21 protein-coding genes are annotated in these 19,890 nt (G+C 31.3%); 7 read left to right on the forward strand and 14 right to left on the reverse strand.

Annotated elements, in window-relative coordinates; genetic code table 11:
• Positions 1-96 precede the first annotated feature (96 nt).
• Complete coding sequence (locus P7122_RS04795) at positions 97-1,155, forward strand: ferredoxin--NADP reductase (RefSeq protein WP_278004641.1); 1,059 nt, start codon at positions 97-99, stop codon at positions 1,153-1,155.
• 34 nt (positions 1,156-1,189) lie between these two features.
• Here the strand turns inward: P7122_RS04795 and P7122_RS04800 are convergent, their stop codons facing one another.
• Together P7122_RS04800 and P7122_RS04805 are read right to left on the reverse strand one after the other, a co-directional pair.
• Positions 1,190-2,224: a glycosyltransferase family 9 protein gene (locus tag P7122_RS04800; protein WP_278004642.1), complete on the reverse strand. Its 1,035-nt coding sequence runs from the start codon at positions 2,222-2,224 to the stop codon at positions 1,190-1,192.
• 43 nt (positions 2,225-2,267) lie between these two features.
• The gene (locus tag P7122_RS04805) at positions 2,268-2,876 is read right to left on the reverse strand and encodes a DUF4254 domain-containing protein (RefSeq protein ID WP_278004643.1); all 609 of its coding nucleotides are present in this window, start codon (positions 2,874-2,876) and stop codon (positions 2,268-2,270) included.
• Positions 2,877-2,950: 74 nt separating this feature from the next.
• Here P7122_RS04805 and upp point away from each other — a divergent pair, with 74 nt between their 5' ends.
• On the forward strand, positions 2,951-3,610 hold the full coding sequence (upp, locus tag P7122_RS04810) for a uracil phosphoribosyltransferase (RefSeq protein WP_278004644.1): 660 nt from the start codon (positions 2,951-2,953) through the stop codon (positions 3,608-3,610).
• Here the strand turns inward: upp and P7122_RS04815 are convergent.
• The gene (locus P7122_RS04815; protein WP_278004645.1) at positions 3,599-4,516 is read right to left on the reverse strand and encodes a DUF6427 family protein; all 918 of its coding nucleotides are present in this window, start codon (positions 4,514-4,516) and stop codon (positions 3,599-3,601) included. The two genes, upp and P7122_RS04815, sit on opposite strands and share 12 nt — an antisense overlap.
• 116 nt (positions 4,517-4,632) lie before the next feature.
• Between P7122_RS04815 and P7122_RS04820 the strand changes: the two genes are divergently transcribed.
• The gene (locus tag P7122_RS04820; RefSeq protein ID WP_278004646.1) at positions 4,633-4,860 is read left to right on the forward strand and encodes a DUF6341 family protein; all 228 of its coding nucleotides are present in this window, start codon (positions 4,633-4,635) and stop codon (positions 4,858-4,860) included.
• Here P7122_RS04820 and purD read toward each other — a convergent pair.
• Positions 4,855-6,126, reverse strand: a complete 1,272-nt coding sequence (purD, locus tag P7122_RS04825; RefSeq protein ID WP_278004647.1) for a phosphoribosylamine--glycine ligase — start codon at positions 6,124-6,126, stop codon at positions 4,855-4,857. The two genes, P7122_RS04820 and purD, sit on opposite strands and share 6 nt — an antisense overlap.
• 84 nt (positions 6,127-6,210) lie before the next feature.
• Here purD and P7122_RS04830 point away from each other — a divergent pair, with 84 nt between their 5' ends.
• Together P7122_RS04830 and P7122_RS04835 are read left to right on the forward strand one after the other, a co-directional pair.
• Positions 6,211-7,521 (forward strand): phenylacetate--CoA ligase family protein, encoded by a 1,311-nt coding sequence (locus P7122_RS04830; protein ID WP_278004648.1) that lies wholly within the window; start codon positions 6,211-6,213, stop codon positions 7,519-7,521.
• A 4-nt stretch (positions 7,522-7,525) separates the two neighbouring features.
• The gene (locus tag P7122_RS04835) at positions 7,526-8,686 is read left to right on the forward strand and encodes a glycosyltransferase family 4 protein (protein WP_278004649.1); all 1,161 of its coding nucleotides are present in this window, start codon (positions 7,526-7,528) and stop codon (positions 8,684-8,686) included.
• On the opposite strand, the gene P7122_RS04840 is transcribed toward P7122_RS04835, so the two are convergent.
• Positions 8,683-10,038 carry an exopolysaccharide biosynthesis polyprenyl glycosylphosphotransferase gene (locus P7122_RS04840; RefSeq protein WP_278004650.1) on the reverse strand — a complete coding sequence of 452 codons (1,356 nt, stop codon included), beginning with the start codon at positions 10,036-10,038 and terminating at the stop codon, positions 8,683-8,685. The two genes, P7122_RS04835 and P7122_RS04840, sit on opposite strands and share 4 nt — an antisense overlap.
• Before the next feature lie 112 nt (positions 10,039-10,150).
• Positions 10,151-10,654 (reverse strand): hypothetical protein, encoded by a 504-nt coding sequence (locus P7122_RS04845; RefSeq protein WP_278004651.1) that lies wholly within the window; start codon positions 10,652-10,654, stop codon positions 10,151-10,153.
• A gap of 91 nt (positions 10,655-10,745) precedes the next feature.
• On the opposite strand from P7122_RS04845, the gene P7122_RS04850 reads away from it, so the two are divergent.
• On the forward strand, positions 10,746-11,831 hold the full coding sequence (locus P7122_RS04850; RefSeq protein ID WP_278004652.1) for a glycosyltransferase family 4 protein: 1,086 nt from the start codon (positions 10,746-10,748) through the stop codon (positions 11,829-11,831).
• 6 nt (positions 11,832-11,837) lie between these two features.
• A complete protein-coding gene (locus tag P7122_RS04855) occupies positions 11,838-12,641 on the forward strand; it encodes a glycosyltransferase family 2 protein (RefSeq protein WP_278004653.1) in 804 nt (267 codons plus the stop codon).
• A gap of 196 nt (positions 12,642-12,837) precedes the next feature.
• Here P7122_RS04855 and P7122_RS04860 read toward each other — a convergent pair whose 3' ends face one another.
• The 8 genes from P7122_RS04860 to P7122_RS04895 all read right to left on the reverse strand — a co-directional run bounded on the left by P7122_RS04860 (position 12,838) and on the right by P7122_RS04895 (position 19,875).
• Complete coding sequence (locus tag P7122_RS04860; RefSeq protein WP_278004654.1) at positions 12,838-13,110, reverse strand: hypothetical protein; 273 nt, start codon at positions 13,108-13,110, stop codon at positions 12,838-12,840.
• A 53-nt stretch (positions 13,111-13,163) separates the two neighbouring features.
• The gene (locus P7122_RS04865) at positions 13,164-13,496 is read right to left on the reverse strand and encodes a sulfotransferase domain-containing protein (protein ID WP_278004785.1); all 333 of its coding nucleotides are present in this window, start codon (positions 13,494-13,496) and stop codon (positions 13,164-13,166) included.
• Positions 13,497-13,558: 62 nt separating this feature from the next.
• On the reverse strand, positions 13,559-14,782 hold the full coding sequence (locus P7122_RS04870; protein WP_278004655.1) for an O-antigen ligase family protein: 1,224 nt from the start codon (positions 14,780-14,782) through the stop codon (positions 13,559-13,561).
• On the reverse strand, positions 14,766-15,869 hold the full coding sequence (locus P7122_RS04875; protein WP_278004656.1) for a DUF1972 domain-containing protein: 1,104 nt from the start codon (positions 15,867-15,869) through the stop codon (positions 14,766-14,768). Before P7122_RS04875 ends, P7122_RS04870 begins: the two co-directional genes overlap by 17 nt.
• Positions 15,866-17,152, reverse strand: coding sequence for an O-antigen ligase family protein (locus tag P7122_RS04880; RefSeq protein ID WP_278004657.1), 1,287 nt, complete (start codon positions 17,150-17,152; stop codon positions 15,866-15,868). Before P7122_RS04880 ends, P7122_RS04875 begins: the two co-directional genes overlap by 4 nt.
• Positions 17,140-18,006 (reverse strand): sulfotransferase family protein, encoded by an 867-nt coding sequence (locus P7122_RS04885; RefSeq protein ID WP_278004658.1) that lies wholly within the window; start codon positions 18,004-18,006, stop codon positions 17,140-17,142. Before P7122_RS04885 ends, P7122_RS04880 begins: the two co-directional genes overlap by 13 nt.
• Positions 17,993-18,565, reverse strand: a complete 573-nt coding sequence (locus P7122_RS04890) for an acyltransferase (RefSeq protein ID WP_278004659.1) — start codon at positions 18,563-18,565, stop codon at positions 17,993-17,995. Before P7122_RS04890 ends, P7122_RS04885 begins: the two co-directional genes overlap by 14 nt.
• Positions 18,562-19,875 (reverse strand): flippase, encoded by a 1,314-nt coding sequence (locus P7122_RS04895; RefSeq protein WP_278004660.1) that lies wholly within the window; start codon positions 19,873-19,875, stop codon positions 18,562-18,564. The genes P7122_RS04890 and P7122_RS04895 overlap by 4 nt, the downstream gene beginning before the upstream one ends.
• Positions 19,876-19,890: the final 15 nt, after the last annotated feature.

Here is a 19,890-nt window from a genome sequence, read left to right on the forward strand (position 1 = left end):
AATTTTCTTATGTATAAGTTTCTTAGGTATTATTTTAATCTTAAAAACAGCTCTAAAACAACCATCCTTCCTTATTTTTGCTAAAATTTTTTTGCAATGGCACAATTTCATAACCTTACTATAAAATCTATTGAAAACGTTACTGAGCAATCGGTAGCTATAACTTTTGATATTCCTGCGGACTTAAAAGACACTTTTTCTTTTAAAGCAGGTCAATACATTACCCTAAAAACTGATATTAATGGTGAAGCCGTTAGAAGAGACTACTCAATTTGTGCTTCTAAAAATAGCGGAGATCTTACTGTTGCTGTAAAAGCGGTTGAAAACGGTACTTTTTCTGTATATGCAAACAACACCTTAAAGGCAGGTGATAGTATTGAAGTAGCACCACCAAATGGTCGTTTTGTTTTTGAGCCTAACGAGGTTAAAACAAGAACAGTTGCTGCTTTTGCTGCTGGTAGTGGTATTACTCCTATTCTAAGCATTGCCAAAACACTTTTAGAAGAAGAACCTTTTAGTAATTTTATATTGGTTTACGGCAACAAGTCTTCTAAAGACACAATGTTTTTTGCCGATTTAGTAGAGATGCAAGCCAAGTATGGCAACCGTTTTCATGCCCATTTTATTTATAGCCAATCTCGCGAAGAAGGTGCTCTTTTAGGTCGAATAGAAAAAAGCACAGTTAATCTTATTGTTAAAAATAAGTACCAAGGTGTTACCATCGAAGCATTTTATTTGTGTGGACCAGAAGCTATGATTCATACTATAAAAGATACTTTAGTTGAAAACGGCATTAAAGAAAAAGCCATTTTCTTTGAATTGTTTTCAGCTCCTGTTGCTACAGAAAATGAATCTGTTACTGAAGATTTGTCTGGTAATACCAAAATAAAGGTATTGTTAGATGATGAAGACTTTGAGTTTGAAATGTCTAAAGAGCAAACCATCCTTGAAGCCGCAATAAAACAAGATCTAGACGCTCCTTACTCTTGTCAAGGTGGTATTTGTAGCAGCTGTATAGCAAGAGTTACCGAAGGTGATGCTAAGATGAGACAAAACAATATTTTAACAGACAATGAAGTGGCAGAAGGCTTAATTCTTACTTGCCAGGCGCATCCTACATCTGCAACTATTGTTGTGGATTATGATGATGTATAATCTAGATACTTAGATTTTTAGACTTATTAGACTATTAGATTCCTGCCTTTGCAGGAATTGTTGTCTTTACCTTTGAGACAACAGTTGCTACAACAATGCTTCCTGCTGCGTTTTCGTAGCCTTCAGGATAGTTGTTACCGTAAATAGATGTTGGGATTTTTGGGTATTGACTTCTATCTGCTGTAAGTTGAAAATCTTCAGGTTGATGAAAAGGCACAAAACCAGCAAAAGGATGAGTAACTCCCCAAATCGTAATCACTTTTACACCAAACATTGCTGCTAAATGACCATTGCCAGAATCCATGGCAAGCATCAATTCTAAATTTGAAATTAGTGCCAATTCATCTTTAAAATCTAGTTTTCCTGCAACGGAGATAACATTGTTGTATTTGGCTTCAAAAGCATTGAGAACTTCGATCTCCTTCTCGCCTCCTCCAAATAAGATAACCTTATAATCTTTGGACAATTCTGAAATAACCGCCTCCATGTTTTCAAGCGGATACATTTTACTTTCGTAAGCTGCAAATGGAGCAATACCAACTAAAATTTCATTGCTGGTAATACCTAAATCTAAAACTGCTTTGGATAAAGGCTTTGCTTTTGGATATTTTGGCTGAGATAAATCAACTGGAAAGCCCAAAGTCTTAAAAACATCAGCATAGCGTTGATGTGTAGTTTTTAGTTGTTTTACTACTTCACCAGAAACTAAAGCCTTCTTCTCTGCTCTGCCTTTATCAATCTGGATTACTTTTCTTCCGAAGAAAAACAGCTTCAAAATTTTACTTCGTAAAACGTTGTGCAAATCTGCAACGACATCAAACCCTAACGTTCTAAGTTCTTTTGATAACTTATAAAGCCCTAAAACACCCTTGTGTTTACCTTTTAAATCTGCGACATATACCTCAACATTTGGAATACCTTCAAAAAAAGGTTTAAAAAACGCTCTGGTAACAACCGTTACTTTTACTTGCGGATGTTGTAAGGTTAATGCACGCAACACAGGCACTGTCATTGCAACGTCTCCCATTGCCGAAAATCTTATGACGAGTATGTGAGTGGCTGATGACATTTATTTCAGAATAGAGATCCTGAAACAAGTTCAGGATGACAATTTATTTTTGTCCTCTTAAAACAGGGTTAAGCTCATCGTCGTTGTACATTTTCATCTGTTTGTAAACTTTCATGTACTTATCTCCGTTAGCAATATCGTTTAGCAAATCGTCAATCGCTGTGCTAAGGTCTTTACGTTGTTCTAGTAAAACGTCTAATTTCTTTTGGCAAGCCGCTTTATGATCTTCGGTAGCATCTTCTCTCACAGTTTCTAAATGCATGTGGTAGATTTTTAATGCCAAAATAGAAAGTCTGTCTATAGCCCAAGCAGGACTTTCAGAGTTAATCTTAGCGTCTGCTTTTACAGCAACATCTTTGTATTTATCTAGGAAGTAGCTATCGATATATTCAACTGTATCAGTTCTGTCTTGGTTAGAAGCATCAATCATACGTTTTAGTTTTAATGCTGCAACAGGATCGATATTTGGGTCTCTAATAATATCTTCGTAAGCCCATTGTACAGTATCTATCCAACATTTTCTGTATAATAAATGAGCAATTACATCTTCGTTTTTATCATACTTATTTGTGAAAGGTTGGTCTACGGTATTTAAAACTTTATAGGTTTTAATAACATCTTGAAATATACTGTTTGCTTTATCTGAAAACATATCGAATTATTTAGTTTGAATATGCAAATATACTTTGAATTATTAACTTAGCCATTCAAGAAAAACACTTCATTATGCAAATTCATAACCTTTCTGAAAGCCCTTCAATTTTAAATACTTTTATGTCTGAAATTAGAGATGTGAACATTCAAAATGACCGAATGCGCTTTAGACGAAATATTGAACGCATTGGTGAAGTTTTAGGTTATGAACTGAGCAAATCGCTTCATTTTGAAGCACACAAAACAGAAACACCTCTCGGAAATCACAGTACAAGTTTGTACAAAAATGATATTGTGCTATGCTCTATCCTAAGAGCTGGTGTGCCTTTGCATAATGGCTTGTTAAACTATTTTGATGCTGCTGAAAATGCTTTTATTTCAGCTTATAGACATCACAAAAATAATCCTGAAAGTTTTGAAATTATTGTTGAATATTTAGCCTGCCCAAGTCTGGAAGGTAAAACCTTAATCCTTGCAGACCCAATGCTTGCCTCTGGACAATCTATGGTAGCAACTTACGAAGCTCTTAAACCTTTTGGAACACCAAAAGATGTACACTTGGTTAGTGTTATTGGTGCTCAAAAAGGAGTTGATTTTGTTGCTAAGCATTTTAATGCAAATGCGCACCTGTGGATTGCAGATATTGATGATACGCTAAACGAAAAAGGCTACATTGTACCTGGTTTGGGAGATGCTGGTGATTTAGCTTTTGGCAATAAATTACAGCATTAAACTTATAATAGGCGCTAATATTAACAGAGAAATAAAAACTTCTTTAAACCATTTTTCTGAAACTACTTCGATATAATTTGCCATAATTATAGAAAATGGCGCAAACAGAAAAATGAACTCACTTCCGTTTTTTACTGGTGCTATTATTGCTATTAAGATGGCTATAACAGAAGACCATGCTATGAGAAAAAAAGACGGTTTTAACTTCTTGTTTTTGTCTGGTATGCTTCTAAAAAAGTAGATAAGCGTCCACAGAAATGATGCAAACAAAACTGTGAACTTTATAATAAATGCTACGCTATTGTACACCGAATAATCTACACTTGCATAACGACTAAAATTAGTAGGCTTTATGTAAGTATCATGAACAATGATATTGTAAGCGACAAGTAGTAAGATTACAGTGGCAACACCAACAAAAGGAATAATAACATTCTTTAAATTGTTTTTTGAATGGTAGATTAATGCTACAATTACAACGGCAAAAAACAAAACAGACCAAAAGTGAAATAACGTAGCCATCATAACCCAAAAACCAGCATCGAAAAACTTTTTCTTTGTATGAAGGTTCGTTTGCAAACTAATAAGGCGTCTCAATGCAAAAAGCACAAATAAATTAGCAAAGAGTAAATCTGAATATCTTAAGGCTTCTGGAAACAATCCAAACAATAATCCAAATGTCATTATTGCATAACCATTCTTTTTGGTAAGATTATTTTTTGAAATGATAAAGTCTAAAAGAAAAACAAAAAAGACAGCTACTACCAGCTTTATAGAAGTCTTTAAAGCTGTAGTTACATCTGCAAATAGCTGGTTAAAATTAGAAACTACAAAAAGGACAATAACAAAACCAGCAACCATTATAAAGTTTATAGGCTTAGATTTACTAAAAATGCTTGTAATCATTTACTGTTTTTGTATTTTTGCTATCCAATTGAACCTTTCGTCTAATTAGTGAAGCTAAATTGGATGTGAGTATAAATATAATTTAATTCTCGCTAGCCGAGTAAATTTATAAAGTTATGAAGGATTTCTTTTACGCAATACAAGATTTATTTGTCAATGTATTATTTGCACCATTAGATTATTTAAGAGAGCTAGAGCTTTCTTCTTGGTTTGCAGCTAACACCATGTCATGGTTTTTTATGGCTATTGGTTTTGTTGCCTTTGTTTATTGGATGAAGCAATTAGCTAAATACAACGCTAACAACGAAGAAGATAAGAGTATTTCTTCGCACTCTTACCTATAGGTCAAAACCAATATCTTTTCGATAATACATCTTATCAAAATGTAGATTTTCTATATTTTGATAAGATTTTTTTATGGCTTCTTGGTACGTGTCTCCATACGACGTTACAGCCATAACACGACCACCAGAAGTTACCACCTTACCATCTGTATCTTTTGCTCCTGCATGAAATACGATAGAGTCTTCAACCTTTTCTAGTCCGGTAATTTCTTTACCTTTTTCATAAGCTTCAGGATAACCTCCAGATACCAACATTATTGTTGTTGCAGCACGCTCATCTATATCTATAGCAACGTCTGCTAAGGTACCTTTTGCCATAGCCTTAAAAATAGTTACCAAATCGGTTTTTAATCTAGGTAAAACAACTTCGGTTTCAGGATCTCCCATTCTTACGTTATACTCAATAACTTTTGGATCGTCTCCAACTTTAATCAATCCTATGAAAATGAAACCTACATATGGTAAGTTGTCTTTTTGTAAACCTTCAACTGTTGGCTTAACGATTTGATTTTCAATTTTACTTAAAAAATCGTCTGTTGCAAATGGTACCGGAGACACAGCTCCCATTCCACCTGTATTTAAGCCAGTATCACCTTCTCCAATTCTTTTATAATCTTTAGCTGTTGGAAGTATTTTGTAATCCTTTCCATCTGTAAGTACAAAACAACTCAACTCAATACCGTCTAAAAACTCTTCTATAACAACTTTAGCACTTGCATTACCAAACTTAGCATTTACAAGCATATTGCTTAATTCTGCCTTTGCTTCGTCTAAGTCATTAAGAATTAAAACCCCTTTTCCGGCCGCTAAACCGTCCGCTTTTAAAACATATGGTGCGTTTAGAGTTTCTAGAAACTTGTGTCCTTCTTCTACATTGTCTTTGGTAAAACTCTGATATGCTGCAGTTGGAATATTATGACGCGACATAAACTCTTTTGCAAACTCCTTAGAACCTTCTAGCTCAGCAGCAGCCTTTTGAGGGCCAATTACTGCAACATTTTTTAACGCTTCATCTTCCAGAAAAAAGTCGTGCACACCTTGTACTAATGGATCTTCTGGACCAACGACAACCAATTCTATATCATTAGCTATTACAGCATCTTTAATGGCTTTAAAATCGGTAACCGAAAGGTCTAAGTTAGTTGCTATTGCGCTTGTACCTGAGTTTCCTGGTGCAACATAAAGGTTAGTGCATTGGTTGCTTTGTGCAATTTTCCATGCAAATGTATGTTCTCTTCCGCCAGATCCTAAGACTAAAATATTCATGATTGTGTTTTGTTTGCGCAAAAATAATTGGTTTTACGATGAAAAAACAATTAATTTACAGAAACCTTTTGGCCTTTATTCATCTTGCAATTATTCGATTTTTCTTTAAAACTTAATGGCTTTGATATTAACAAGGCAAAATCTGCTTTGAAAGACATTACTGCGCTTAATGAAGAGGCATTTATTGCTTATTTAAACAGTAAACGGCAAGACATTTTAGATTTTCATTTAGAAAATAATGTCTTCTATAAATCATTTGTAAAATCGGCAGATGTTGCTAGTTGGAACTCTATACCTGTTATGACCAAGCGTCATTTACAACAGCCCTTAGAGCAACGCTTAAGCAAAGGTTACACTGCAAATTCTGTGTATGTAAACAAAACCTCTGGCAGCTCTGGAGATCCTTTTATTTTTGCGAAAGACAAATGGTGCCATGCACTTACTTGGGCAGAAATAATGAATCGCTTTGGGTGGTTTGGCATTGACTTTAACACATCTAAACAAGCTCGGTTTTATGGAATTCCTTTAGATAAAAAAGGCTATTATAAAGAACGATTAAAGGATTGGTTTAGTAATCGTTATCGGTTTTCGGTTTTTGATTTAAGCGATAATGCTTTTGAAAGCGTATTAGCGAAGTTTCAGTCTACGCCTTTTGACTATATCAATGGTTATACAAGTCCAATAGTGCAATTCGCCAAATTTCTTAAAAGAAAAAAGATTGTTTTAAAATCTATTTGCCCTACTTTAAAAGTCTGCATCGTTACTTCTGAAATGCTTTTTGATAATGACAAAACACTATTAGAAACACAATTTGGAGTGCCGATTGTAAACGAATATGGAGCATCTGAATTAGACCTCATTGCTTTTCAGAATACAGAAGATCAATGGCAGGTTAATAGCGAAACGCTGTATGTTGAAATTTTAGATGACAACGACAATATACTGCCCTATGGACAAGAAGGACGAATTGTAATTACCTCACTTTACAACAAAGCGCATCCTTTTATTCGATATGATATTGGAGATATTGGGATTTTAAGTGAACAAAGCACCTTACAAAAGCCTATTCTAAAAAAATTAATAGGTCGTACTAACGATATTGCTCGCTTACCAAGCGGGAAAAAAGCTGCTGGACTAACCTTCTATTACATTACAAAAAGTGTTATTGAAAATGATGGTAATGTATCTGAATTTATAATAGAACAATCAGAGTTGGATGCTTTTAAAATAAAATATGTAAGCAAAAATGCGCTCTCTAATGATGAAAAAGAAACGATTAGTAAGGCAATGATTCAATATTTAGAGCCAGAAATTTCTATTACTTTTGATCGTGTTGCAAAACTAGATCGTTCAAAATCCGGGAAACTAAAACAGTTTACATCGTTCATAAATTAAGCCTATGGAGAATATAATGATAATAACGAGTTATTTTCCACCAGAAATTGGTGCGGCTTCTAACCGTATTTTTCATTTAGCTGAAGGCTTACAATCTGATTACAACGTTACTGTTGTTACTCCTTTACCAAATTATCCTACTGGTAAAATTTTTGATGCTTACAAGGGTAAATTCAGAGTAAAGTCTCAGGAAAACGATATTAATATTGTTAGGCTTTGGCTATATGCTAGCAAATCTAAAAACAAATTTGTTAGGTTGTTTGCTATGCTATCTTACAGCATGAGTTTGGTTTGGTTTTTTATGTGGCATAAAATTCCTGATAAGGTAATTGTTCAATCTCCACCACTTTTGGTTGCTTTTACTTGCATGCTTTTTTTAAGGTCTAAAAAACGAAAACTCATCTTAAATGTTAGTGACCTTTGGCCTAGTGCTGGTTTTGAACTTGGCGCATTAAAGCAAGGTTTAAGCTATAAATTGTTGCAAAAGCTAGAACGTTTTAATTACAAATCTGCTGATTTAATCTTAGGACAGAGTAATGAGATCTTAACTCATGTCGGTAAAATTACCTCAAAACCGCAATTGTTTCTTTATAGAAACTATCCTAACATCAACCGACAAGACATTACTGAAACACCTTTGAATAATGGCACCCTACAGATTGTATATGCTGGTCTTTTGGGTGTTGCACAAGGTATTTTAAAACTCTGTCGAGAGCTTGACTATAGTGCTATAGAACTACACATCTACGGTTCTGGCGCTGAAGAAAACGATATAAAAGCATTTATTGAAAACAATAAAGACCTACCGATACACTTTTATGGAAGGGTTGATAGAGCCAAACTTCATAACGAGCTTAAAAAGTACGATATCGTGATTATTCCGCTATTAAATAGAATCTATGGCTCTGTACCTTCAAAAATATTTGAATACGCTAAATTAGGCTTACCTATGCTTTATTTTGGAGGAGGTGAGGGTGAAGATGTAATTAATGAGAATAACTTAGGATGGGTTGCTAAAGCAGGTGATTATTCTCATCTTAATTCAACAATAAAATCTATAGAAAAAGAAAAATTGAATGTTGCTCTAAAACAAAAGATTCAACAAACAGCTTATGAAAATTTTGATTTTGAAGCTCAACTAAAACTATTAAAAAAACGACTTTAATAGGCTTTATCTTCTCCCCTTATAGCGTTGACAAAGGTTTGCGCAATAATTTTTACATCTAGCAATATAGACCAGTTTTCTATGTAAAATATATCGTATTTAACTCGTCCTATAATATCCTTATCTGTTTCTACCTCTCCTCTAAATCCACTTATCTGTGCAAGACCTGTAATTCCTGGCTTAACAAAATGTCTTACCATAAACTTATCAATCTTCTTAGCGTACATATTTGTATGGCTTACCATATGTGGTCTAGGGCCAACAACAGACATATCTCCAAATAACACATTGAAAAACTGAGGGAGTTCATCTATACTTGTTTTTCTTATAAACCTACCGACTTTAGTTACACGCTGATCACCTCTGGTTGCTTGGTGCAAATGCGCTGTTTTATTAGGCGTCATAGATCTAAACTTATAACAATCGAATTCCCTAAAATTGAATCCATTTCTAGATTGCTTAAAAAACACAGGGCCTTTTGATTCTAATTTGATAAATATAGCTAAGATTGGTGTCAGCCATGATAAAATAAAAACTATGACCATGACAGAGAACAGAATGTCGAAAGTGCGCTTAATAATTGTATTCGCAGAATCTTCTAAAGGTATATTACGAAGTGTTAAGACCGGAATATAATCGTAATACTCATATCTGAGTTTTTTAGAGTAAATTTCTTTACTGTCTGGAATAAACTTTAATATTTTAAGATTATTATCAGCAAAATCTACAATGTCTGCTATTTGAGAGTTTGTTAACTCAGATATAGAGCAATATATTTCATCTATATTTTCATTAATAACATACTCAAAACACTCGCTCAAAGATTGTTGTTTATTTTTAAAACTGTATGTTTTTTTATGCAAATAGCCATACTCTGGATTTTTGTTAAAGAAATTTTCTAGTGCTAATGTTTTCTTGTTTAAACCAAAGATTACTGTAGATCTGTAATTACCTCCAAAGGAGACTCTATATTTCTGCAATAAGTAATAAATGGTAAATTTTAAAACACCTATTATAAAGAAACAGATTATTGTGTATTTAACTATAGGCCTTGGGTATATGTGTAACTCATGGTATAAGCCAGAAAAAGCGAAAACAAAAAGGGTAAAAAGAATTAATTGTCTAACAATTAAAGACAATATATTAACTGGTCTTGTGTATCTGTATACTTCATAAAAATTAGAATAAATAGAAAGTAGAATCCAGCCTATAGTAATGAAAGTAATAAAAACAAATAAGTCTTCACTTTTTAAAAGGTATAATAATGCAACACCATTTATAATAGCTAAATCTATTAAATAGGAAATAGGTCTTAAATACCCTGAATATCTACCGTGTTTAAATAAACTCAAATTACTAACCTTTGTTAAAAATGTAATTGTTTTTTAATCAGCAAATATGATAAAAATAAAAAAGATACCCGAATTTAGATAATCAATATTTGTACTATTCCTGCTCTTAGAACTAAAGCTGTAATCTCTTTACTAGCCTTTTTTTCAAACTTTCCCTTAAACCTAAATATGAATTTTCTTCATCAACTTTATGAGGATTAAAAATATAGGTGTTTGTTTTCTTATTATACTGAACATCCTTACTATTTATGAAGTACAAATAAAACATTTCTTGCTCAACAAACATTTGCCTGTTTCTGTTTTCTAACAATAAGCTCATAACCTTTAAATCAACTTTCTCAACACTTTCAGTGATATAAACTTTAAAATCTAATGGCTCTTCCTCTAAACAAAACTCTACAAATTGAGAACCTTCGGTATTAACTATCTCAGATTTAGCAACTAAGTTTTTTCCGCTTTTAGAATTATATTTAACTGTCAATAACCCACTTTTTGAGCTTTCTAACTCTAATCTTATTCTAAACATTGATTCATGATCTAGACAGTTTTCAACACATGAACTAAACGCAAATAAAGTGAAGAAAAATATTACAAATAAGTAATGTTGAAGTTTCATTTAATAAAATTGGGCTTATTATAAATTGATATCCTTTAGTGTTCTAAAATTAAACTTTAGTAATTTAGCCACCAAATTATGTGCTAAACAAATGAGAATAGGGATAGATGCCAAATGGTATTTTAATGGGCACCCAAGCGGTAAAGTCGTTGTAGAAAATATTGTTAATCATATTGTTAAACAAGACCCTACTGTAGACTTTTATATATTTTTAAGCAAAAACGACCGTCATTTAAAATTCCCTATTGATCAACCGAACATACACCTAGTATACATACCAAACCTTTTAAATGCTGTAACAAACACTTTTATTATGCCATTTTATACATCTAAATACAACTTAGATGTATGTATGTATCAAAATTACGCTCCTCTATTTGGCGCAAAAAAAATTGTAAATTACGTTCATGATGCGTTATTTATGGATTTCCCAGAATTCTTCTCTTTAAAAGAGAGAATTTACTTTTATCCAATGAAATACCTCTCTAAGCGAGCAGACCATGTCATTACTATATCCTATTCAGAAAAAGAAAGAATGCTGAAGCACGGGTTCTGTAAAGATGAAAACATTAGCGTAGTATATCATGGTTTGGGTTTAGCAAATAAAAAGCAGTCCTTAAACCAAGTAAACATCTTTAAGAAATATGATTTACCCAATAAATTTATACTCTACTTAGGAAGATTGAATGTAAGAAAAAATATTCAAAATCTTATTAAGGCATTACCTCTGATCTCAGAAGAAGTTTCCCTTGTTATTGTTGGCAAATCTGATCATAAAACATCGGATTTAGATCAATTAACTGAAAGTCTAAAGGTAAAAGACAGAGTCTTTAAAGTTGGCTATATTGAATTTGAAGATATTGAGTTTTTCTATAAAAATGCCTTGATTTTTTGTTTCCCGTCTTTTGCTGAAGGATTTGGCTTACCACCGTTAGAGGCAATGCATTATGGGACGCCTGTTGTTGTTTCTAATAAAACTTCTTTACCTGAAGTGTGTAGAGATTCTGCACTTTATATTGACCCAGATAAGCCAAGTGAGATTGCTGCTCAAATTAATCTTTTATTAGCTGACAGTAGTCTTAGGAACAAACTTATTGAAAAAGGAAAACAAAGATCATCTGAATTTAGCTGGGAAAAAGCCTCTAATCAAATTTTAAACATTTTAAAAACAATATAACAATTAATGAAACTATCTATAATAATTGTTAACTATAACGGCGAAAAATATTTAGCTGACTGTTTAGACTCCATTGAAAAGCAGTGCTGTGATTTTTTATATGAAATTATAATTTGGGATAATGCTTCGAAAGATAATTCTATAGAGTTTTTACAAAAAAATTATAGTGATAAAATTAAGCTTTTTGCTTCTGATGATAATTTAGGGTTTGCAGGTGGAAATAATGCTGCCGCTAAACACGCAAAAGGAGACTATCTGTTATTATTAAATAATGATACTATTTTACTTAATCCTTTAAAATCTATTATAGGTTTAATGGATAGAGATTCTAAAATAGGGGTTTTAGGTATAAAGATGTTAAACGGAAATAAGGATTATACTATTTCTACCGGTTTATTACCCAAGCCATATCATTTATTATATTTTAAATGGTTTTCAATAATTAACAAAGTGTTTGCTTCAGGAAATTTTTTAAGTAATCACCCTATAGAGGTTGGTTGGTTATCAGGTTCTTTTTTAGTAACTCCAAAAAAATTATGGGACGATATAGGTGGTCTTGACGAATCTTTTTTTATGTATGTTGAAGATGTTGACTATAATAAAGAAGCAGCAAAACGAGGTTATAAAAGAATGTTTGTACCCTCTGTAGAATACATACATTTTGTTGGCTTTAATGGTGCAAAAAACAACTTACTTGTGAAAGGGTATCGTATTTATATAGCGAAGCACTTTAAAGGTATCAGTAAAGTAATTGCCAGTTTATGTTTAAGTACTAATGAACTTGTAAAAAAAATAAAAGGAAATTATTGAAGATTCATTGTTTTTCCATTTTGCTTCCAACTATGCTTAAACCGTATAGTGTTTTTTCTGATCCTAAAAAATTACAATACTTAAACACCAATAAAAACCTAGATTAACTTATAAACCATTTATAACCATAACTAGTTATTTGACTTCTAATAGTTTCATTTAACCATTTCTTCTCTTCTTCACTCAAAGTGCTCCTTCAATTACCAATTTTCCCCTTATTAAACGTAGAGCTTTTAACAGAATAAATTTTATTACAGATGTCTTCCAATTGGCCCTGGTTTAACTCAATAGATATATGATTACAAATACTTTTTACAGCCTCTTCCTGTTTATGCTTATCTCCCCCTCCGTTTGGACCAATTAAATGTTCAAATTTTACACACAAAACATCATCAGACTGTGCCCAAGGTAAAAATTTATCTAAAACTTCTGAGAATGACTCTAGCACATCCTTTTTTCCTTCAATCATTGCTTTTAGTTTTTCAAACCTTGAGCCATAAGACACAGTGAATCTATGAGATTTTAGGTTGTATCCATTTTCTCTATATAATTTAAGTGAGATAATAGTACATCTCTTGGATCTCTTACTAAGTGGATGATTTTAGTATTGTTAGTATTTATAGTTTTTAAAGCCTTTTCATGATATTGCATGTGGCTAAGCAGGAACTGTCCGTTCTTAATTGAAGATAATACCTTAACTTTTGGTTCAATAGGGTTTTGAGTCTCTAACCTAAGTGTTTTTTTTCCACAATGTCTCATAAATGGCAACTGTAAAAAGAGGCTTTCTAAAAGATGTGTACCAAATTTAGGTAAAGAATTTAAGACTACTTTAGGTCCTTGCTTTCTTCCTTTAATCTGTGACTTTTTAAGGCTGTGGAAAAAAAATCTCTATTCGTTTAGAGAAATAATATCTGTATTTATCTAAGTTGTTCTTTGCTTTCATTTTGGTTATCTAATGTAAAAAGTAAAATATAAAGTGTACCAAAGAAGAGTATGCCTCTTTGTCTCCATATAACCGACTCGGTTATAAATAATGACATACTTATAATTATAAAGGGTAACAAGTATTTGATTTTAAAAGCTCTTTTTAAAGCCAGTATAAGACTTATAATAAAGATTAGTAGTCCAACAATACCAAGTTCTGCAAAAATCTGTAAATATTGATTATGAAAATTATAAGTATGAAACCTTATAGGAGTATTTAATCTTTGATGTACTTTCCTAATTTCTTTTTTTGAAGCATCTAGACCAACTCCCAATAAATAATTCTTTGGTGAGTTTATTATTTCATTAAAAACTCTTACCTGCAATAATCTCGCCTCTATACCTGTATAGACTCTACCTTTTTCAAACTTTTCTTCATTTAAAATCTCTGTATAAGACGTATTAAACTCTGAAACAAATCTATTTTTTATTGGGTTTGCAAAAACTAAAATTAATACTGAGGTTATAAAAATAAAACCAAGTAAAATCAGTCTATGTAAATTTCTTTTAATTTTAAAAAATACCATTATGGCTGATATAAAAACTGTTATGGTTAGTATCATTTTAGAAGAGAGTAGAACTAAAAAAAAACCTAGAACAACAAACTTTATCGTCTTAAGAATTACTTTACCCACATTATCCTGAAGCGTGTATAAAAAACAAAACGAAACCACATAAGACACATATATTGCGTTTAATTCTAAAGGAGATACTAATTCATGATAATACAAAAATTCTTCAAACTCGTATTTATAATATCTTAAAACAGCTAGTATAATTAAGATCGTTGCTAAGCAACACACAAAAACTGAAAACCGATTGAATATTTTTCTAACTTCTAGAAGAGATATTTTTGGCAAAAAAATACCTGAAATAGCAAAAAGAAATAATGGGGCTTGCCTACCTATACCATGTATTGTTTGCGATTTATCTACAGACCAAATCACTGAAATAATAGAGAACAGACTAAAACACAAAAATGGAATAATTGCTTTTTGAATATGAAATTGTTTTATCTTAAGAATCCATATAATGGAGAAAGCAAACCAAATTCCAAATGCAAGACTACTAAAAAAATAGCCTAGCAGAATAGAACACAATAGAACTAATGTTAGGTAACTAAATATTGTTTCCCATATGTCATTTGTTCTTCTCATTAAAACAGGTATTAAAAAACTTTAAATAGCTTTCATTTATATATTCCCAGCTAAATTTTGTTTCAATTTTATCACTATTCCTTTTAATTAAATCAAGCCTACCCTTTTTGTTTTCATTTTTAATGAGCTCTGATACATCATCGGCTGACTTAAAATAAAAAGCATCGTCTTCAAGTATAGCATAGTTAAAATCATTGTGATGAGCTGCAATGAGAGAATGAGAACCCATTGCCTCCAATAATGAAGGGTTAGTCCCACCGACAGAGTGTCCGTGAAAATATAACCTTGAGTTGAACCTTAAGTTGTCTAAAGTTTCTAAATCATATATTGCACCCAAAAATCGTATGCCCTTATATTTGCTAAATTTCTTTTTTAAATAATTTCCAAAGGATGTGGATTCCACATTTCCAATTACACAAAATGGATATTCTGAATTACTCTTTACATAGCCGTCTAAAATCATTTCAATATTGTTTTCGGGCTCCATTCTTGCGATAAGTAAGAAGTATTCATTGGTTGCTAAATCCTCGTATGTGAAACTGGATTCTTCGTTTGGTATAAAAACATTTGCCCCATAAGCAATATACTCTGAGTTCTTATTATATTTCTTTTTAATATATGATTGAATTCCTATAGAGTCTGAAATTAAGTAATCACTTGTTTTAATGGCGAGTTTTTCTGCATATAATAAAAACTTTTGTACCTTTTTTGAGTATTTGCTTCTTTTCCACTCTAAACCATCCATGTTTGTAATAATAGTAGGTTTTGAAGGTAATAGCCAACCCCAAATAGAGCTACTTGTATAGCCTAGCTGTAAAATAATGTCATAATCTCTTTTTCGTGAGTCTCTTATACAATTGAAATCATAAATAAATTGGCCAGCTGTACCTATCTTAGACTCTGGATCGTAAGCATGAATAATATGTACTCCTTTATAATTATCCTTTTTATATGGATGAAGATGAGAGTTGTAGACATATACATCATGTTCTCTTTCTTTAGCATATACTGCAAAGAAATCGGCAAATTGCTCAAAACCTCCATGATAGTTGGGTATGCCTCTTGTTCCTAAAATTCCTATTTTCATTCTATTCTTTTCATTTGAGACTCCTTACTAAATGAAGAGGTCATTGCCAACATCATACCTAAGATTACTGGCATTATTGGTCTGAAATTATAAATACCGTTAATTACAAGTGTAGAAAAAAGCAGATATAATCCAATACCCGAAACACTTACATAATATATATTTTGTTCAGCATTTAGCGGTTTCTTGTAAATATATGTATATATATATAAAATCCATAATAGCAATACCACAACTCCTATTGACCCTGTCTTAAAAAAAATATATCCATAACCATTATGAATATGTGGAATATATTGCATTCCTTCTCTATTCAGTGGAGCTACAAAATCTAAATCTACTAAAGAACCGGCACCCATCCCTATAAAAAAAGGAACGTAGCTATCTTCTTCAGCCATAGTTTCAACTGCCTTTTTTACTTCATAGGCTCTCCATTTATCCCATAATTGTGTATGGTCATTTATATCAATATCAGCATTAAAAATCTCTTGAGGGGCAATTTTAAGTTTATATAAAAATGACTCTACTCCCTTAGAATCTCTTTTTATATCCATAAATTGAAGAGATACCATAAACCCTAAAATAAAAAATAAAATGCCTAAAAAATATATTGCTTGTTTTTTTGTTACTTGGGTAACTCTATTAAATGAAATTAAAAATAGAACAATAGCAATCATCGTTGTTCTTGAAAAATAAAATAATATTGATAGCGTAACAACAACAATAAATAAGTTGGTAAACATTTTAGAAAACATTTTAAATTTCTTTTTTCTATAAAAAACTAAAAAAAGACTATATATAAATGCTTCTTCGGGACTTCCCTTACCTCCTATATTCCTAATTCCGGCTGTATTCCAATCATCATCTAAATTTAGATATACTTTAACAATATGTATAAATGAAACTAAAAAACAGTAAAGCATCAACCATTTTATAATAGTTTCTTTATTACTATGGTCTATACTTTTTATAAAATAATACCCAAAACTAATAGCAAAGACAGGTGTTGTTAAATGGACACAATCCTTTACAAAATCAATTATATTTGGTAAATAGAAAACAGAGCCAACTGTTGCCAGTAAAAAAATTAGAATTAATGGAAATAGTATGTTAATAATTCTATTGTAAAATTTAATATGTTTAAAAAAGAAATAAAAAGATAATATAACTAAAAGCACAAAGTTAAGTTCAATAGTAAATTGACTTATAGCAATTAAAATTAGAATCAAGAACAGCCCTAAATAGTTGTTTCTTGATGGTATTTTAACTATCAGTTTTTCCAAGCTTCAATATTTAAGTTAAATTTTCTTTCAAGATTATCTATTTCTTTTTTATAGTATGCTAGATATAGATTTTCCCTAGTAGGATCGGGTATTTTCTTTTTATCCGAAGCTTTTAAATTTAAACTTTCCAAATACTCTGCTATACGACGTTTAGTTTCCTTTGAACCTATTAAACTTCCTAAAGATTTTTTGACTATGCTGTCTTTGTGTATGAATTTTTGTAATATTTTAAATCTTGGTTCAGATGCTGGATTACTTACTTTCTCTATCTTATATTCAAAATCACTCAATCCAATAAAATTAGCAATATCAATTACACTATCTTTAGTATTCTCAATGAACTCCTCAAAAAGCAATACTTTTATATTTTCTCTGCCAAAATATTTTTCATATGTTAAAAGTTGTTCTGAATAAAACCCTCTAGAGCGATAGCTATAATGCATTTTATCTTTCTTATTGCTTATTCTATCACTCTCTTTGTCCATAGCATCTTCAAATGAAAGATTTTCTAATCCCCTTCTCTTTGTCATTAAATAATGGGAATATGCTCTATCTATAGGATTTCTGAGTATAAATATAATTTTAATGCGTCCAAACGTGTTAAATATTCGCTCCGCTGATTCTATGAAATAAGAATATTCTGGGTCAACTTCACCGTAAAACTCATAAGGCTTAGAATTATCAAAATATTTTAAATAATGAGATGTTCCTTTATGATAAATATCTTCATCACTAAAGAAATGTGTTTCCTTTTTTTGAGGGAGACATAATTGAGGGTGTTGTCCTAAAACATTATGCAATGTGGTTGTGCCGGCTTTTTGGACACCTACACACAAAAAATTAATTTTGTTCATTCCTGTATTTTAAAATTCTAGCTGGTACACCTCCCATAATAGCATTTTCTGGCACATCTTTCGTTACAACAGCATTTGCTGCTATTATTGAGCCCTGTCGAACAGTAACTCCCTTGGTAATTACCGCTCCATAGCCTATCCATACATTATTTTCTATAATAACATTGCCCGTAACTATACCTTGTTGAATCATTGGTATAGTTAGGTCGTCAAATCTATGGTCTGTATCTCTTATTGATACATTTTGAGCTATCATTACATTCTTACCTATCACTATTTTTGAGTTTACCCCAATAGTTGAAAAAGACCCAATAAAACTATTCTCGCCAACCTCTAATTTACCTGAGCCTTGAATTATAACATCGTGTTGAATACAGGATCCCTTCTTTAAATAAACTTTAAGTTTTGAGTTTTTAAAATTAAATGTCTTTATACTAAATCTTTTCTCTATAGAGCTTTTGTTTTCAAATTTTATAATTCCTAAAAACTTAAGTCTATAATAAATAGTATAAAATCTTTTAGATATTTTTTGTCTATATTTTTGTACAACATATATCATATTCTGAAAAAAGCATAAAAATCAAATTTTTGTTTCACAAAAATTAAACACATTATATTAATCATTAGATTAGATACTAGGCTGGCTATTGCAGCTCCTTCTATTCCATATTTATTTATTAAAAAATAATTTAAAACCACATTAATTATGGCACTTATTATTGTAAAGTTTCGAAATTGCTTCTGGTAGTTTGTCATATTTAAAATTTGCCCCACACTACCAGACATAGCATTGAATAACATTCCCAAAGAAATAATTATTAATACCATTTCTCCTGCAATAAATTCTTCACCAAACATTCTAAGTATAGGTATTCTAAATATAATTAGAAGAATAACAAAAGGCAAACTCATAAACGAAATAATCTTAGTTGCCTTATATACTTCTTTCCTAATACCATCTAGGTTATTACCTTCAAAAAAAGCGGAAATTTTAGGTGCTAATACAGTATTTACAGCGGCAATAATAACTAAAACCAAACTCCCTACTTTAAAGGCTACATTATAAACACCAACCCCTTCTTCACTCAACATTGCACCCAACATTAGCACATCGGTCCAACTAGATATAAATAAAAAAGACGAACTAATCATCATTGGTGTAGAGAGTTTTAAAATTTCCTTATAGCCTATACTAATTCCTTTTTTTAAAGGAATTTTAATTAAAGATACTAGCTGAATTAAACCAAAAATACCATAAGATAAAATATATCCAATTATTATAAAATATGGCGGCCATTTAAAATAATAGCAAAGTAAAACGAATAATAGAACACCTATATTAGGATATAAAAAGTAAAAATTACCATATCGATTAAACCTTCCCTCAACAGTTAAAAAACTTGTGAATGCCTTATGAGATAAAAATAAAATAGACAGTAAACTTACCCATATTAGGTAGTTGGACAACTCTTCTTTTTTAAATACATGAACCGTTAAACTATTTTTAAGTAAGAAAACAGTAATTGTACATAGGGCTGATGAAATTAAAATTATGTTTATCGATTTTCTTAAAAAAGCAGAATGACTAATGCCGTTAGAATAATGCTTGGTCATCGAGCCTAACTTAATTAAAGCAGTATCAACACCTAAACAAAAAAAAACACCTAAAAAACTAATTAAAACTTGACTAATAGATACAAGACCGTATACTTTAGATCCGAAAAGGTTTGTAATAGCGAAAACCCAAACAAAGCTTAATCCCATACCCAATATCCTTCTAAAAAAAACACTTCCAGAATTTTTTATTAACTTTTCTAAATCAGAATTACCTAAAAGTTTCTGTATTTGACTTGTTATTTTAAGTCTCATAAAAAGATGTTTATT

The sequence above is a fragment of the Winogradskyella marincola genome (assembly GCF_029624125.1).
In the GTDB taxonomy this organism is placed as follows: domain Bacteria; phylum Bacteroidota; class Bacteroidia; order Flavobacteriales; family Flavobacteriaceae; genus Winogradskyella; species Winogradskyella marincola.

Coding starts and splice junctions, on each gene's coding strand:
- P7122_RS04815 (WP_278004645.1), bottom strand. CDS start 4,516: ATGATTACAAGCATTTTTAGTAAATCTAAGCCTATAAACTTTATAATG.
- P7122_RS04890 (WP_278004659.1), bottom strand. CDS start 18,565: ATGATATATGTTGTACAAAAATATAGACAAAAAATATCTAAAAGATTT.
- upp (WP_278004644.1), top strand. CDS start 2,951: ATGCAAATTCATAACCTTTCTGAAAGCCCTTCAATTTTAAATACTTTT.
- P7122_RS04835 (WP_278004649.1), top strand. CDS start 7,526: ATGGAGAATATAATGATAATAACGAGTTATTTTCCACCAGAAATTGGT.
- P7122_RS04870 (WP_278004655.1), bottom strand. CDS start 14,782: ATGAGAAGAACAAATGACATATGGGAAACAATATTTAGTTACCTAACA.
- P7122_RS04885 (WP_278004658.1), bottom strand. CDS start 18,006: ATGAACAAAATTAATTTTTTGTGTGTAGGTGTCCAAAAAGCCGGCACA.
- P7122_RS04805 (WP_278004643.1), bottom strand. CDS start 2,876: ATGTTTTCAGATAAAGCAAACAGTATATTTCAAGATGTTATTAAAACC.
- P7122_RS04820 (WP_278004646.1), top strand. CDS start 4,633: ATGAAGGATTTCTTTTACGCAATACAAGATTTATTTGTCAATGTATTA.
- P7122_RS04895 (WP_278004660.1), bottom strand. CDS start 19,875: ATGAGACTTAAAATAACAAGTCAAATACAGAAACTTTTAGGTAATTCT.
- P7122_RS04855 (WP_278004653.1), top strand. CDS start 11,838: ATGAAACTATCTATAATAATTGTTAACTATAACGGCGAAAAATATTTA.
- P7122_RS04850 (WP_278004652.1), top strand. CDS start 10,746: ATGAGAATAGGGATAGATGCCAAATGGTATTTTAATGGGCACCCAAGC.
- P7122_RS04800 (WP_278004642.1), bottom strand. CDS start 2,224: ATGTCATCAGCCACTCACATACTCGTCATAAGATTTTCGGCAATGGGA.
- P7122_RS04875 (WP_278004656.1), bottom strand. CDS start 15,869: ATGAAAATAGGAATTTTAGGAACAAGAGGCATACCCAACTATCATGGA.
- purD (WP_278004647.1), bottom strand. CDS start 6,126: ATGAATATTTTAGTCTTAGGATCTGGCGGAAGAGAACATACATTTGCA.
- P7122_RS04860 (WP_278004654.1), bottom strand. CDS start 13,110: ATGATTGAAGGAAAAAAGGATGTGCTAGAGTCATTCTCAGAAGTTTTA.
- P7122_RS04795 (WP_278004641.1), top strand. CDS start 97: ATGGCACAATTTCATAACCTTACTATAAAATCTATTGAAAACGTTACT.
- P7122_RS04845 (WP_278004651.1), bottom strand. CDS start 10,654: ATGAAACTTCAACATTACTTATTTGTAATATTTTTCTTCACTTTATTT.